Annotated in this window: 19 protein-coding genes; 1 reads left to right on the top strand and 18 read right to left on the bottom strand. The window is 68.6% G+C overall.

Annotation, left to right across the window (positions count from 1 at the left end):
• Positions 1–123: 123 nt before the first annotated feature.
• The 18 genes from A6F68_RS01385 to A6F68_RS15435 form a co-directional block, all read right to left on the bottom strand.
• Entirely contained in the window at positions 124–582 is a 459-nt protein-coding gene (locus tag A6F68_RS01385) for a DUF2793 domain-containing protein (RefSeq protein ID WP_067675296.1), read from the bottom strand.
• A gap of 18 nt (positions 583–600) precedes the next feature.
• Positions 601–2,793: a phage tail protein gene (locus tag A6F68_RS01380; RefSeq protein ID WP_067675293.1), complete on the bottom strand. Its 2,193-nt coding sequence runs from the start codon at positions 2,791–2,793 to the stop codon at positions 601–603.
• 9 nt (positions 2,794–2,802) lie between these two features.
• Complete coding sequence (locus tag A6F68_RS01375; RefSeq protein ID WP_067675290.1) at positions 2,803–3,204, bottom strand: NlpC/P60 family protein; 402 nt, start codon at positions 3,202–3,204, stop codon at positions 2,803–2,805.
• On the bottom strand, positions 3,201–4,016 hold the full coding sequence (locus A6F68_RS01370) for a DUF2163 domain-containing protein (protein ID WP_067675287.1): 816 nt from the start codon (positions 4,014–4,016) through the stop codon (positions 3,201–3,203). The genes A6F68_RS01375 and A6F68_RS01370 overlap by 4 nt, the downstream gene beginning before the upstream one ends.
• A complete protein-coding gene (locus A6F68_RS01365) occupies positions 4,013–6,328 on the bottom strand; it encodes a DUF2460 domain-containing protein (protein ID WP_067675284.1) in 2,316 nt (771 codons plus the stop codon). The genes A6F68_RS01370 and A6F68_RS01365 overlap by 4 nt, the downstream gene beginning before the upstream one ends.
• 127 nt (positions 6,329–6,455) lie before the next feature.
• A complete protein-coding gene (locus A6F68_RS01360) occupies positions 6,456–7,028 on the bottom strand; it encodes a tail tape measure protein (RefSeq protein ID WP_067675281.1) in 573 nt (190 codons plus the stop codon).
• Positions 7,015–7,227: a phage tail assembly chaperone gene (locus tag A6F68_RS01355; RefSeq protein ID WP_067675278.1), complete on the bottom strand. Its 213-nt coding sequence runs from the start codon at positions 7,225–7,227 to the stop codon at positions 7,015–7,017. The genes A6F68_RS01360 and A6F68_RS01355 overlap by 14 nt, the downstream gene beginning before the upstream one ends.
• A complete protein-coding gene (locus tag A6F68_RS01350; protein ID WP_067675275.1) occupies positions 7,224–7,565 on the bottom strand; it encodes a gene transfer agent family protein in 342 nt (113 codons plus the stop codon). The genes A6F68_RS01355 and A6F68_RS01350 overlap by 4 nt, the downstream gene beginning before the upstream one ends.
• Positions 7,562–7,969, bottom strand: a complete 408-nt coding sequence (locus tag A6F68_RS01345) for a phage major tail protein, TP901-1 family (RefSeq protein ID WP_067675272.1) — start codon at positions 7,967–7,969, stop codon at positions 7,562–7,564. The genes A6F68_RS01350 and A6F68_RS01345 overlap by 4 nt, the downstream gene beginning before the upstream one ends.
• On the bottom strand, positions 7,969–8,370 hold the full coding sequence (locus tag A6F68_RS01340; RefSeq protein WP_067675269.1) for a DUF3168 domain-containing protein: 402 nt from the start codon (positions 8,368–8,370) through the stop codon (positions 7,969–7,971). Before A6F68_RS01340 ends, A6F68_RS01345 begins: the two co-directional genes overlap by 1 nt.
• 116 nt (positions 8,371–8,486) lie before the next feature.
• Positions 8,487–8,648, bottom strand: a complete 162-nt coding sequence (locus A6F68_RS01335; protein ID WP_157096606.1) for a hypothetical protein — start codon at positions 8,646–8,648, stop codon at positions 8,487–8,489.
• Positions 8,645–9,187 carry a head-tail connector protein gene (locus A6F68_RS01330; protein ID WP_067675263.1) on the bottom strand — a complete coding sequence of 181 codons (543 nt, stop codon included), beginning with the start codon at positions 9,185–9,187 and terminating at the stop codon, positions 8,645–8,647. Before A6F68_RS01330 ends, A6F68_RS01335 begins: the two co-directional genes overlap by 4 nt.
• A gap of 89 nt (positions 9,188–9,276) precedes the next feature.
• Positions 9,277–10,407, bottom strand: a complete 1,131-nt coding sequence (locus A6F68_RS01325; protein WP_067675260.1) for a phage major capsid protein — start codon at positions 10,405–10,407, stop codon at positions 9,277–9,279.
• Between the two features lie 7 nt (positions 10,408–10,414).
• The gene (locus tag A6F68_RS01320; protein ID WP_067681819.1) at positions 10,415–10,828 is read right to left on the bottom strand and encodes an HK97 family phage prohead protease; all 414 of its coding nucleotides are present in this window, start codon (positions 10,826–10,828) and stop codon (positions 10,415–10,417) included.
• A 2-nt stretch (positions 10,829–10,830) separates the two neighbouring features.
• Positions 10,831–11,139: a DUF6127 family protein gene (locus A6F68_RS01315; RefSeq protein ID WP_067675257.1), complete on the bottom strand. Its 309-nt coding sequence runs from the start codon at positions 11,137–11,139 to the stop codon at positions 10,831–10,833.
• Positions 11,136–12,293 carry a phage portal protein gene (locus A6F68_RS01310; protein ID WP_067675254.1) on the bottom strand — a complete coding sequence of 386 codons (1,158 nt, stop codon included), beginning with the start codon at positions 12,291–12,293 and terminating at the stop codon, positions 11,136–11,138. Before A6F68_RS01310 ends, A6F68_RS01315 begins: the two co-directional genes overlap by 4 nt.
• A gap of 71 nt (positions 12,294–12,364) precedes the next feature.
• A complete protein-coding gene (locus A6F68_RS01305; RefSeq protein WP_157096604.1) occupies positions 12,365–12,862 on the bottom strand; it encodes a helix-turn-helix domain-containing protein in 498 nt (165 codons plus the stop codon).
• Between the two features lie 17 nt (positions 12,863–12,879).
• Positions 12,880–13,065 carry a hypothetical protein gene (locus tag A6F68_RS15435; protein ID WP_418368996.1) on the bottom strand — a complete coding sequence of 62 codons (186 nt, stop codon included), beginning with the start codon at positions 13,063–13,065 and terminating at the stop codon, positions 12,880–12,882.
• Between A6F68_RS15435 and A6F68_RS15355 the strand changes: the two genes are divergently transcribed.
• Positions 13,006–13,140, top strand: coding sequence for a hypothetical protein (locus A6F68_RS15355; protein ID WP_257784455.1), 135 nt, complete (start codon positions 13,006–13,008; stop codon positions 13,138–13,140). The two genes, A6F68_RS15435 and A6F68_RS15355, sit on opposite strands and share 60 nt — an antisense overlap.
• The last annotated feature ends 42 nt before the right edge of the window (positions 13,141–13,182 follow it).

The following is a 13,182-nucleotide window of genomic DNA, read 5'->3' as shown; positions in this document are numbered from 1 at the left end:
GGCAAGCGGGCTTTAGCGCCAAACTGTTGCAGATAAGCATCGGTTTGGGTGCCTGACCGAAATATTCTGACGTTCAAGCCCTCCTTGTGCCGCCTCAACGTCCCGGCCAATCGCAGGTTCCCATCAATTTTGAGGCAATATCCCATGCCGTTTCAAGACTCCGATGAGCCCGGCGATGGCCTGTCTGGCCTCATCGTCGACATCGGCGCCACCGGAAGGCGGCTCGACGTCGGGTTCTCGCCGCCAGCCACCAAAGTAGATCAGGTATTGTCCGGCGGACTTGTCGAAGATGCGCATGCCATCGCTCGGCGAGGCAAAGCACCAGCTCCCGGCTTGTCGGAATGCGATCGCCCCTTCCTTTCCGGCGAAATCGCTCGAGGCGGTTCCCGACACCAGCCAGCACACGCCGTCCTCGGCGGTTGCCGGCGGGGATCCGGTCTCGCCTTCGATCGCGGGGTGGAGCAGGGCATCGCACCGGGCCAGCGCGGCATTCACGAAAAAGTCTTTCTGCGATTGCCCGGCAAACAGCAGGGGCAAGTCGTGCCGGGGGGTGGAATACGGGAACTGGAACGGCTCGCTCATATGATTTCTCCGTCGATGTCAGCGTAACGTGGTGAGGAAGAGCGAAACCGATTGAGCGAAGCTGCCGATCTGCCGGACCCACAACGACGCGCCCGGATAGGCCGTGCGAAGAGGTTCGAGCACCTCGGCTGTGAGATCGAGTTCCGCCGAGCCCGTCTGCCATTCGGCAAAGGGGCTATCGACCGGTCCCAACCCGATCCGGTAGCGCTCCTCCTGTTCCACCAGCGGAACCTCGACCGTATCGGGCCAGTGCCACGCGCCGCGCGCTCGCCGCGTCCACGCGAGCGAGAGGTTGCCTGACGAGGACCAGCGCACGCGGGGGTGCACCGGGCACGCCGGGCGCCGCGCGATTCCGGCATTGGCCAGCCGGGCGTAGACCGGTTCCGGATCGCCCAGCCCGATTGCCGCAAGAATTGTCGAGGGATCGGACGGGACCGTCGCCGAATCGAGGGCAACGAGGTCGTCGTCGATCAACGCGATATCGGTGCCCGCCAAATGGCCGGCGATGGCTTCCGGCTCGGTTCCTCCCCGCCCGCGCAGGAGGCCGGTGAGTTGCCAGATGCTCGGCGAAACCTGCTCCGCCATCGCGAACTGGACGATCTCGCCGCCAACGCGCAAGCGGTTGGCGCCCTGGGCGATCGCGGACAGCGAGGCGGGTGTGAATGAGCCCTTCGTCGATGCCAGATCGACCCGGAGAGAAGCGTCGGGTTCGAAATGGAGGCCCGCCGACCCGGACAAGCCCTCTATCAGGTGTCCGACGGTCGCCCGAGCCCGCCCGATGTTGCCGATCGGCACGAGTTCACCCGCACGATCGAAGTAGAGCGCCGCGCCAGACCAGCCCCCCGATGCAGCGGTAGCGGCGGCGAACAGCGTTGCTTCTCCCGCGCCGAGGCCGGCAGCCGGTACTTCGAACACCGACAGCACTGTCGGCCCGGGAAGCGCGTCGTCCGGTAGCGGGATCGCACCCGGATCGCCTTGCGCCGGTAGCCCACCCGACGGGTTGCGACGGACGAGGTCGACTTCGATCCCGCGCGAGCGCCACTCCCAGCTTTCGATGCGCCAGACGCCCGACCGGCCCGGGATTCGCACGTCGTTTCCCGGCGCAAGGTCGGGATCGAGCTCTGCCATGCGCCATTGGACATGGTCGCGGCCCCACGCGCTCCGGCGGGCGGCCGTTTCGGCGAGCCCGCGGGCCCCGTCAGCTGCGAGCGCACCGGGAAACTCGACAGTGCGACCCTGTCCGGCGACGGCGCGACGCGCAGGCCGCTGGATGCCCGGCTGGAAGTCGCGCGCGACGTCGTAGTAGCGCAGGGCATCGATCTGGCTTCGTTCACCGGCTTCGCGCCCGCTTCGCTCGCCATCGTCGATCCCGAAGTCGTCGTCCGACCACGCCCGGGATGCAGCGGGCAGGACGCGGGCGCCCGGGCCCGGTCGGTCGCCGGCAAGGGTGATCGCAAGGCCGCTACCGCCGCAATCGCAGGACAATGGAAACAGCGCGTCGATCGTGGAGAGGGTCGATGCGAAGGGCCCGCCCTCGCTCGCGAACCCCGCGAGCGCCACCAGCGGCTGGGTCGATCCGGAGACGAGATCGCCGACGGATTCGGTCAGTCCAGCCAGCGACATCGCCCCTTCGTCGGCGACGATCTCGAAGCTCAAGGCCGGAATGCGGTTTCCGAAATCGCCCAGCGCAAGATCTTCGAAGACGACGTAGGCGCAGCCGCGAAATGCGGGACAGCCGGAGCCCTCGGCGGCCGCGATAAGAGGGTCCGGCCGCTGGTCTCCATGACCGGTGTGGATGCGCATCGATCCGGCCACTTTCAGGTCTCCGCCGGCACCGCGGAGCAGGTTGCCGTCTGCCCAGATCCGTCCGACCCCCTGGATTGGGCGGCTGGACAGCACGACCGCGAACGACGTGGTGTAGGAATAGCTGGTGACCGAAGGCTGGCCCTTCTTGCCGCCGCTCTTTTCCCTGCGCTCGACGAGGTCGGTCGCCCACACGATCGTTCCGCCTGCACGCATGCGTCCGTGGAATCGGGGGATCGGTTGTCCATAGCTCGACGTGGTGACCGCAAGCTCTTTGAGGCGGGGGCCTTCGCGCCTGCCGCCTCCGAAAAGCGCTCCGTCGACCGAGCGGCCGGCGAGTGCGCCGATGGCGCCGCCGATGGGGCCGCCGAGCAGCGTGCCGACGGTCGTGAGAACGAGTGTGGCCATGGGAGAATCCTAGTTGGCGAGGCGCCAGCGCTTCACGACGGGCCAGCCGAGCGGGCCCGGCTGGACGACGACCCGCCGAAGTCCGGCATGTGCGTGGAGAAAGCGACCGGCCGGGAGCGTGATCAACAGGTGATGCTGCCCGGGCCCGGGTCGCACCAGGATGATGTCGCCGGGGCGCGGATCGCCTGATGCCTCGACGAAACCCGCTTCTTCCGCGAGGCCGAGCCAGCGGGTGATGCCGCTGTTGTGCAGGCCGTAGCCGACCGGTCCGGCCAGCCGGACCCCGCAGGCTGCGAACGCCGCGACGACGACCCCGACGCAATCGAGTCCGGTGGCGGGGTCGCGGCCATGGAGGCGGAACGGGGCGCCCTCCAGCCTCGCGGCGGCTGCCGCGACATCCGCTCCGGTCATGCGGGACTCGGATAGCGCGACAGCAGGTCGTTGCCTGGCAGGAACGGCTCGCCGCGAAAGTTGGCGGCGTTGCCGAAGCGATCGGCGCAAGTCGCGATCGTGTGGTCGCAGCCCTCGCGCAGGATCGCACGCACTCCGGCGGAAGGCGGCGGGTCGAGCGCGGCGTCGATCACGATACCCGCGGCATCGAGCGCGACGATGTCTGCTGTCAGCCCCGCGTCCGGCCCGTCGAGCCAGCGGACGGTGCCGTGGAGCACGGCCGCGGGATCGGGATGGTCGAAGGACACCACGCCCTCGTCGGAATCGCTGCTCACTACTACGCCCCGGTGGGTGAAGCGCGCCGCGGACAGTCCGCAATCAGGGCCGCAGAACTCGGCGCGGCACGTGGGACTCGTGCGCGGGATCGGGTCTGCCTCGAGCGCCGCCTTGGCCGAGCGCAGTTCCGCGGTGAAGCCGGCGCCTTCCTGCGCCACTTCGCCGATGCTCCCGTTGTAGAGCACCGCGTGCTGGAGCGTTTCCCAGTCGACCGCGCCGACTTCGACCCGCGCGCCATCGAAGCGGCCCTGGGCAAGGTCCGCCGACGAGATCGAATCGTGCGCGAGCGCCCCCTGCATCTCGGCGCTGTCACCATCGAGGCCCGCCGTGCGTCGGATCGCGCTCGGCAAAAGGCCGGGGGCGGCGCGATGGCGGACCCCGCCGAACACGAGATCGCGGTCGTGGCTGGTGAACCCGAGCGTGACTCCGTCCTTGCGATGGATGCGCCAGAACGTGGCAACGCCTTCGAGTTCGGTCGCAAAGAAAACGTGGCTCACGCTGGGGTCTCGCGCACTTCGATGAGCGGGACTGAGGGCGCCTCGCCCGCAGCGAAGGCCGCGCCGGTCACGTCCAGCCGGTCCTCGGCAAAGCGCACAGGCACATCGAACAGGAAGCCCGCACGCACTTCGACACCTGCCGCCGGGGCCGAGCCCAGCACGACGCGTCCGCCCGGATCGAGCGTGAAGTCGGTCGTCTCGACCCCGCCCACGCTGACCCGCACGGTTTCCGCGCGCGGCCGGGTGATCGGGCGCACCTGCGGCTCGTCGCCTTCTCCGTAGAGCTTGGCGAGCTGGAAGGTGGAAATGAGCCCGTCGCCGGTTCCGATGGGCTGGTCGAGCGGGCCGGGTACGCCGGTCATTCCGTTCGAGCTGTGATCGAACGGGTCCGACAGACGGAAACCGCGCGCCGCACCGCGCCGGGCGCGGAAGAATGCGATGAGCACGCCGAGTTCGGCCTCGGAGCGGATACCGGGCCCGACATCGAACCGCAGCCGCGCGTCCGACCACAGCGAATTGCGCCGCTCGTGGCCCGAGGCGGTGACCGCAACGCTGGTCAAGAATTCGGGGCTCACCCCAGCATCGCGGCCGAGCGCCAGCGGGTAGAGCACGTCGTCGAAGCTCTGCACCTCGTTCTCCTCAGATGATGGCAACCGCACGTAACCGTCGCGGGCGACCTGCGGCGCGGCCCACACGAACGTGCGCGGCACGCCGCGCGCGGCGGCTTCATCGAGCCCGGCATCGATCCGCGCCCAGAATGGTTCGGCGTCGGCAGGATCGAGCACGAAACCGGCGATGTAGTCCTGCCGCTCGAGCGGGTAGCCGAGCCGTTCGTCGAGCTTCGCATAGCCCGCGCGCCGCAGCGCCTCGGCTCCGCCGGTCAGCCAGTCGTAGTCTTCGACCTGGAGCCGGTCGTAGGCGGGGAAGGCCCATCCCCCGGGCAGGTTCGCCCGGCGCGCATCGGGCATGGCAGGATCGAGCACCGTCGGCGTGAAAACGAGCAGCATGACCTCCGCGCCGCCGCTCCAGGCCGCGCGCACCGCATCGGCAATCCCTCGCGTCGCTGCGGCGAGCAGCGCGCCCGCGGCATCGAGCAGGTCCTGTTTCGGCTTGTTGAGGTTCGCCCGCATGTCGGCGATCACCGGCGGGTTGCCGCCGAACGCCGCTTTCGCCGCATCGTCGTAGAGGCACGGCCGACCGTCGGGGAGGATCCACCACCACGGTTCGCCGATCTGGAAGCGGACGTGCGCGACCGCATCGACCATCAGGCCGACGAACCGCGTCGCCACCGCGCGCAACCAGGCCATTGCCGGCTCGCTGGCAGGCGACAGCAGCGCGGACGGCGGCACCCAGCCGGTCCGCGCCGGGGTCCCGTCGCTGGCGCGCTGCTGCCATGCCTCGGGGCAGTGCTGTGCCAGCAGCTCGAAGCTCAGCGAGGCAATCGGCTCGAAGCCCATTCGCGCGGCTTCGGCGAAGAAGCTGCGGTGCCACGCTTCGGCGGGTGCGCAAAGCGTGCCGTCGGCGAGCGCCAGCCCGTCCGCACCAAGACGGAAGAAGTGGCTCATGCCGACATAGTGGACGAGCGCGCCGCGGTAGCCGAGGCATTCGGCCATGCGCAGCAACCGCGCCGGGGTCTGGTCGAAAGCATCGTCGTAGGCGGTCGCGAGGCCGGTCCCGTGCGGCGGCACGAGCACGTCGCCGATCGCCAGCACCGCCCGCGCGCCGTCACACGCGATGTCCGAAAGCTCGACCCAGCCGTCCGCCCGCGCGGGAAGCGCATCGGTGCTGCCGGGCGCGTAACCCGGCGGCACCAGGCTGATGAACATGCGGTCGATGTCCGCGGCGTGCACCGCCTCGCCCGGCAGCAGGAACCCGCTTTCAAGCGCCTGGAACGGCAGTTCGATGGCCGCGTCCTCGGGCGTGCCGGCGGCGTAGTTCCACAGCCGCACGTACCAGGCCCGCGGCGCCCCCGACGCGTCGCGACCTTCGATGGTCAGTGTCGGCCCGTGCACCGCGTCGAGCGGGATCACGCCCGACGAACGCCAGCGGAACCGCAGCGTCGTGCGCGAATAGTCGCGATCGGTCGCATAGGCGGCGAGCGGGTGATCGTGCCGGTCCTCGCTCGACCAGATCAGCCCCGCGAGCTCACCGGCGTGGTGGAATTCGCAGTCGACGCGGAGCGAATCCGGACCGGTGGTCACGACCGATGCCATCATCGGGCGCGGGAAGTTGACCGTCCAAAACCGCGGGTCGAACCGCTGGATCCAGTCGCTGTCCTGCCCGCAGCGTTCGCGGGCGAGCCAGAAAGGCATTTTCTTATCTCCTCAAGCGCCGGCGGGCGCCTCCGCGCCCTTGGCTATCCTTCGCGGCTATTCCTCCCGATGGTCGGGCCGCTACGGGCGCGCGTTCGCGCTTGCGGTTCGCTGGTCGCGAACCGGCTCAATACTCCATCAGCGAACGGCGGACGGCGCTCGCCACCTGGCGGCTCGATCGTTCGAGCGCGGTGGGGGTGCTCGCCCCCCGCGGGGCGTTGAGGCTGATCGCCACGCGCACATCGCGCGCGGGCCGCGCGGCGCCGGTCTCGATCCGTCCGGCGCTGGTCGGTACGAAGACCTCTGGCCCGCGTTCGCCCACCATGAAGGCGCGCCCCGGACTGACCGGACCGCCGGTGGCACGGCCGGGCAGGCCGAGCAGGCCGCCGACGAGACCGGCGATCCCGCCGCCGATCCCGCCGCCGGGAGATCCGATGCCGCCGAACAGCTTGTCGAAGCCGAGCTGCAGCGCCTGCGCCGCGATCTGGTCGAGCGCCGAAAGGGCCACGCGCTTGAGATCGTCGAACCCCAGGCTGCCGCTGCGGATCGCCGAGAGCAGCCCACGTTCGAGCACCCGGCCCGCCCGTTCGAATCCGTCGACGAGCGTCGTGTCGAAGGTGGATTTCATCGCCGCGATGTCGCGGGAAAAGCCCTGCGTGCTGGCGCGGACTTCGACCAGCAGTTCGTCAACGGTGTCCATCGGGCCCTCCCATCGAATCGATTTCCATCAGGCGTTGCAGGTCGGACCGGTCCAGCGGAGCAAGTGGTGCGGCGGGGTCGGCCAGGCAGGCGACGAGTTCGGCGGGTGTCGCGGACCAGAACTCGTGGGGCCGCCAGCCGAGCGCGCGTGCGGCCAGGGCGCAGAGGGCGAGGGCGGACTCGCCGAAGCTCTCGGTCATTTCCCCTGCAGGATCGCCGCCAGCAGCGCGCGCAGGGGCTTCGTGGCTGCGGCGAGGCCCCGCTCGGATACGGCATTGCCGACCATTTCGCGGGTCAGGCCGTCGCGGTTCTCGATGCAGTGCCAGAACAGCGCGACCATCTCGGTGAGCCGCAGCTGCCCGCTCCCCGCACGCTCGACCAGCGCAAACAGCGGGCCGAGTTCCTCCTCCGCCGCGACCAGCGCGGTGAAGGTGGGACGGAGCGTGCGTGTAGTGCCGTCGATGACGAGCGCGGTCTCTCCGCGATGCGGATTCGGGCTTTTTGTTGCGCTACCGCCTCCGGCTACTTGAGCGCTCATGCGGAAACCACCGCGCCCGAACTTTCGAGCTGCAGCGTGTAGGTGCGCTCGCCGTTGAAGTCGCCGGCGTAGTCGAGCCGCTGGACGAGGAAGCGTCCTCGCATCCTTTCGCCGTCTTCGAACGAGAGTTCGTAATCGGCGATCGTCCCGCCGAGCGCATGGCCGCGGATCGATGCTTCCGCCGCGCTGCCCAGGAAAATGCCGCTCGCCGAGACGGAGACCGAGCGGGTGCCCGCACCCGACAGCAGGTCGCGCCAGCCGCCGCTCTCCTTGTGGGTGACGACGACGGTGTCGCCGTTGATCGACATCTGCGTCGTGCGCAGGCCGGCGACGGTCTGGTAGGCGGGCGGCTGGTTGCCGTCGCCGATCTTGAGCAGGAAGGCGGCGCCTGTCTGGGCGGTCATCACGGGTTCTCCGGTAAGGCTGCGAGGCAGCGGAAACGGTATTCGAGCAGGGTGGCGCGGGCGTTGTTTGCGCGGCGCTCGGTCCGGGCGCGCAGGAAGCGGATGGAGGCGATCTCGAGCCCGTCCTGCGCCTTCGGAAACGCTTCGATCCGCCGGTCGAGCGCGCTCACCAGCGGTGCATCGGCCCTCGGATCGTCGGCGCGGCTGTGGAGTTCGATCGCCAGGCGCACCTCGCGGCCCACGCGGTCCTTGGTGGACCAGTCGGCGCTCGCGCTGGCGACCACCGCGAGCCAGGGCGGGGTGGCGCGCGCAGGCACTTCCTCCTCGATTGCGGTCACGTCGCCGAGCGCGGGGTCCGTGCGCAACCAGTCGAGCAGGGCGGGACGAAGGAGTTCTTCCATCTATCGATCTCCGTTCTCGGGCTGCGATCAGCAGCTCACAAGCGCGAACGCGCGCCGGCCGGTTAGGCCGAAAGCCAAGCGGCCCGGACGGGCCGCGCCCGGCGTTTGAGGGCGCATCAAAAATGCGGCCAGAGCAGGCGAGCTTCGCGCCAGCGCCAGGCGTCGCTGCGGACTTCGCGAGCGCGGTTCTCGGCGGCGGCCTGTCCCAGGGCTCGCGCCTTGGCCGCGAGCGAGGCGACGAAGGCGTGCGACGCGGGCTCGGACTTCGCCGAGATCACAGCCGCATCCTGCGCCATGGCCGCCACAGCGCGGCTACCGCCGCGGGCGGACCTGCATCGGATGCATTGTCACGCTCGCGCCAGTGATGCGCGGCGAGGCGGATCACCCCGTGGCGCACCGCGTCGGGGAGCAGCTCCCACGCCGGGGCGAGTCCGGCCGTGAAACGCACGGCGACGCGGCCCGCGCTGCCCTGGCCGACCACCCGCACACGGCCGGAACCGTCGGTGTCGATGTCGATCTCATAGGCGTCGGCTGCAAGCGGGAACCGGGCACCCTCGGCTGGAATGCCTTCGATCCCCGCGATCGCGACGACCGGCCGGGCCGACAGGGTGCGCCAGTCGGCGCATGCGGGGAGTATCTCCTCGCACAGGCAGGCCAGCGGCACCGAGCCGGTGAAGGCTTCGCACGTCTCCAGCGCGGTACGCACCAGCGATATCAGCGCGGCGTCGTCGCCGGTCGACCGCACGCCGAGCCACTGCTTCAATTCGTCGAGAGCCGCAGCCGGCAGTTCCGCCGGCGCGACGATTGTCCGCTGCATGCGGCTTCTCCCGATATGTCAGAAAGGGTCCCGCGCCGGGGAAGGGCCCGGCGCGGGCGTTTGATCCTCCCCGTTTCGGGGAGGACCGATCACGCTTCGATGCGGAGCAGCTTGATCGCCGCGCTGTCGAGCACCTGGCCGCCCACGCGCTTGGTGGCGTAGAAGTGGACGAACGGCTTGTGCGTGAACGGATCGCGCAGGATGCTTGTCGCGGAGCGTTCGGCGATCAGGTAGCCGGCGCGGAAGTTGCCGAAAGCGATCGGGAAGGCGCCGTTTGCCACGTCGGGCATGTCTTCCGCTTCGACCACCGGGTAGCCGAGCAGGCGGTCGGGCTGACCCTCGACCAGACCCGGCTGCCACAGGAACGCGCCGTCCGCGGTCTTCAATTTGCGGACCTCGCTGAGCGTGGCCGAATTCATCACCCAGCTCGCGCCCTGGCGGTGACCTGCCTTCAGCGTGTGGACGAGGTCGATGAGCCGAGCTTCGGGTTCGCTGCCGAAGCCGGCATCGTCGCCGGTGCCGATGTACTGGAGGGTGCCGAACGGCCGCGCGCCGTCGCCGATCACCGATACGGGCGACTGGAGGAAGCCCTTCGGCATGTTCACCCCGGTGCCGTTCACGAACGCGGCGCCTTCCGCGCGGGCGAACTCCATCGCGATCTCGCTGGCGAGCCACGATTCGAGGTCGAACGCCGCGTCGTCGAGCATCGCCTGGCTCGCTGCCGGGTTGGCATAAAGCTCGCCCGAGGGCGGAGCGATTTCGGCAAAGGACGGCGCGTCGGTTTCGGGGCGGCCCGCGGTCTCGCTGACCCAGCCCGACGCGGTGCCGCCGGTCGAGACGAGCTTGCGATAGCCGCTGCTGCCGGTCTGCACGACCTGCGCGATGGCGCGGATCGGGCTGATCTCGATCAGCTCGCGGGCGATCATCGCGTCGATCTCGCGCGGGACGGCGTAGCCTCCGTCGGCGGGGACGCCGGCGGTGAGCGACTTCAGCTCGGTGGTGCGGCCCGAGCGGAGGTAGCCGTCGACGAAGCCCTTTACCTCGGGGGAGGCGGTTTCGCTGCCGATAACCGGGCGCTGCGCGGCGCGGCCGACCCGGTCGAGGCGGGATTTGACCTCGTCGACGTCGGTGCGCAGCGCCTTGATCTCGGTCTCGGCCGCATCCTGGCGGGCGACGATGTCGAAGCTCGTGTCGAGCTGGTCGGAAACGACGATATCCATACGTGATTTACCTTTCTTCGGGGGACTCTTGGGGGGCAATGAAATGGACCCGCGCGCCGTGCTGGAGCGGGTGGGTGACGAGGCTGACCTCGACGAGATCGACCTCTTCGAGCAGGCGGCCATGAGACGAGTGACTCGCAGCGCGAGTGCGGTACCCGAAGCTGAGGCCGCTCACCGAATTGGCACGCAAGAGCGTTCCCGCTCGTCCATCGGGGTTATCGATTGTCGCGACCACGCGCAGCCCGCGGTCGTCTTCCGACACCTGCCGGATCCAGCCGATCCGCTGGTCGGGCCGGTGTTGCCAGTAGAGCGGCAGCGGGTCCCGCCTTTCGGTGAGCGTGCGCGCGAAGGCACCCTTGCGTATCGTGTCGCGCGCGGCATCCGCCTTGTCGAACAGGGCGGCGTAGCCGGCGAAGCGCAGGGTCACTTGAGCAGCCCCGGCACGCCGAGGCGCACCGCGATGCCGATCAGCAGCAGCGCGAGGAGCCCGCGCGTCAGCCACTCGACGGCGGCTTTCCATGCGCTCGCCTTTGCGTCGCGCCAGGCCTTGAGCAGCTCGCGCAGCTCGTCGATATCGTCCTGCGCGCCGGCATCGCTGAGGCCGAGGCGATCGAGGGTGCGGGTCGCCCCCACCTCGCCCGCTTCCTCCACGATGGCGCGCAACGTCACGAGGTCCGAACCCTCGCTGGCGGCCTGCGCGATCAGCCGCGCGAGCATGTCTTCTCGCGTCATTTCGCATCTCCGATGTTGAGCAGGCGGCGCTTCTCGGCATCCGACAGGAAGTCGGCGGCGGAGACTTGCGCCCACAGCTTCTCGCGGTCCTCGGCGAGCGCGGGCACCCGATCGAGGTCGACCGCCAGCCGGGCGCCAGAGTCATTGGGCGCAAACCACGGCGAGAGCCCTTCCGAAATCCCGCCGAGGATCTTGCTCGCCAGCGGCAGCAGCGTGAGCCGCCACAGCGCGCGGTTAGCCTCGCGGTAGTTGGCATAGGTCGCGTCGCCGGGCAGGCCGAGCAGCATCGGCGGCACCCCGAAGGCGAGCGCGATGTCGCGCGCGGCGGCCGCCTTCAGCGCGGCGAAGTCCATGTCCGCCGGGGTCATCGCCATCGACTGCCACTTGAGCCCGCCTTCGAGCAGCATCGGCCGCCCGGCATTGCCCGCACCGCTGTAGGCGCTCGCAAGCTCGGCTTTCAGCCGGTCGAACTGGTCGGGGCTGAGCACCCCGCCGTCGACCGGGTCGAACACCAGCGCGCCCGACGGCCTCGCCGCGTTCTCGAGCAGCGCGCGGTTCCAGGCGCTCGCCGCGTTGTGGATCGCCACGGCCTGTTCCGCGGCCGCGAGGCACCCTGCGCCGTAGTGGTCGTCCGCCGGGTGGAAATGCTTGATGTGGATGAGGTTGGGCCAGCCGTCCGCGTCCTCGATCGGAATCGTCAGGCTGCGATCGGCGAGCTTGTACGCGAAGGCGACCGGCCAGCCGTCGCTGCCCGCGACCACGCTCATCCGCTCGGGCCTGAGGGCGAACAGCTCGACCGGCTTGCCCGCGGCGTCCTTCATCACCTGGACGAAGGCGTTGCCGTGGAGCAGCAGTTGCGCGGCCAGCGTCTCGAGCAGCGATTGCCCTGCGCTTGTGGCACCGACCAGCGCGCCGAGCCGCTCGTCGCACGGCATCAAGGGCGCCGATCCGACGCCTTCGGCCACCAGCCGCACGCTCCTCTGCGCGACCGGGTTGTCGAGATAGGCCCCGCGCACCGACCGCGCGTATTCGTACGACGGCGGCCCGCTTTCGAACGCGGTCGCCCAGGGCGATACGAACCCGCGGCTGATCGGCACGCGAACGGGCTCGTCCCCGCCCTTGAAGGCGGAAGCGAGGCTGTCGAGGAAGGACATGCTCAATTCTCTCAAAAGAAAACCCCCGGATGTGGAACATCCGGGGGCTCATGATTGGTGGGGGACTGACCTTAGGCGGTAGCGTGTCTCCGCAGGCCGTCATGCCAATTACCGTCACGGTTGAGATACATCTCAACCCGGCGCGGGGTTAGATCGTCCATGTCCTCAATATCTTTCAGAATATCGAGGAAATTCTCGCGTTCTTCGGGGGCCATCGTTCGCAGAAGAAAAATAGCGCGCAGAAGCCGGTCTGCAACCGTTGGGATATCGGTTTGACCCTTCTCCCAACGAGCTACAGTCTGGCTATCTTTGCCCATCCATCGGCCTAACTCAGATTGCGTTAGGTCCATGGTCTTGCGCAGGAATCGGACTTCGTTCGGGGCCAGTTCCTTCTTCTGGACTACTAGAAATTCACCAATACTCCGGTGAAGGCTCTCCGTATCCACTACGGACACAAAGCGCTCCCCTTCGTGCTCAATGATGTCGTAGCCGTTATGAAGGAAGATACCCTCAAGCCCGCATTCCTTATACTCATAAGGCTCCGCTGCTACAGCTTCCCCCTCGCGCATAAGGTTTACATTGCAGTTCATAGGTCTTCCCATTCTACGGTCTTGACCAAAATTCGGTCTCCACCGATAACTAGTGTTACAACTCCGATATCTCGACTGCCTCTTACATTTGCGACTACCTTACATTTCCATTCGCCCGGGCTTTGACCCGCGATAATCTCGCCATCGATGTGACCCGTGCGCAGAACACGGACTACGTCCACGCGAGTGATCGACCTCAGGTCCATTCGATCGATCGCATGGCTGCTGAGATAGACCCTGCGATCTTCTTCAGCTAACCGCCGGATCGTCGCATGAAGATCGGCCAAGCGTGGGCGCAT

The sequence above is a fragment of the Tsuneonella dongtanensis genome (assembly GCF_001698205.1).
In the GTDB taxonomy this organism is placed as follows: domain Bacteria; phylum Pseudomonadota; class Alphaproteobacteria; order Sphingomonadales; family Sphingomonadaceae; genus Tsuneonella; species Tsuneonella dongtanensis.
Note: the sequence above shows the minus strand (reverse complement) of the source record. Positions and strands in the feature narration are given on the sequence as shown.

Coding starts and splice junctions, on each gene's coding strand:
- A6F68_RS01385 (WP_067675296.1), bottom strand. CDS start 582: ATGAGCGAGCCGTTCCAGTTCCCGTATTCCACCCCCCGGCACGACTTG.
- A6F68_RS01380 (WP_067675293.1), bottom strand. CDS start 2,793: ATGGCCACACTCGTTCTCACGACCGTCGGCACGCTGCTCGGCGGCCCC.
- A6F68_RS01375 (WP_067675290.1), bottom strand. CDS start 3,204: ATGACCGGAGCGGATGTCGCGGCAGCCGCCGCGAGGCTGGAGGGCGCC.
- A6F68_RS01365 (WP_067675284.1), bottom strand. CDS start 6,328: ATGCCTTTCTGGCTCGCCCGCGAACGCTGCGGGCAGGACAGCGACTGG.
- A6F68_RS01360 (WP_067675281.1), bottom strand. CDS start 7,028: ATGGACACCGTTGACGAACTGCTGGTCGAAGTCCGCGCCAGCACGCAG.
- A6F68_RS01355 (WP_067675278.1), bottom strand. CDS start 7,227: ATGACCGAGAGCTTCGGCGAGTCCGCCCTCGCCCTCTGCGCCCTGGCC.
- A6F68_RS01350 (WP_067675275.1), bottom strand. CDS start 7,565: ATGAGCGCTCAAGTAGCCGGAGGCGGTAGCGCAACAAAAAGCCCGAAT.
- A6F68_RS01345 (WP_067675272.1), bottom strand. CDS start 7,969: ATGACCGCCCAGACAGGCGCCGCCTTCCTGCTCAAGATCGGCGACGGC.
- A6F68_RS01340 (WP_067675269.1), bottom strand. CDS start 8,370: ATGGAAGAACTCCTTCGTCCCGCCCTGCTCGACTGGTTGCGCACGGAC.
- A6F68_RS01330 (WP_067675263.1), bottom strand. CDS start 9,187: ATGCAGCGGACAATCGTCGCGCCGGCGGAACTGCCGGCTGCGGCTCTC.
- A6F68_RS01325 (WP_067675260.1), bottom strand. CDS start 10,407: ATGGATATCGTCGTTTCCGACCAGCTCGACACGAGCTTCGACATCGTC.
- A6F68_RS01315 (WP_067675257.1), bottom strand. CDS start 11,139: ATGACGCGAGAAGACATGCTCGCGCGGCTGATCGCGCAGGCCGCCAGC.
- A6F68_RS01310 (WP_067675254.1), bottom strand. CDS start 12,293: ATGTCCTTCCTCGACAGCCTCGCTTCCGCCTTCAAGGGCGGGGACGAG.
- A6F68_RS01305 (WP_157096604.1), bottom strand. CDS start 12,862: ATGCGCGAGGGGGAAGCTGTAGCAGCGGAGCCTTATGAGTATAAGGAA.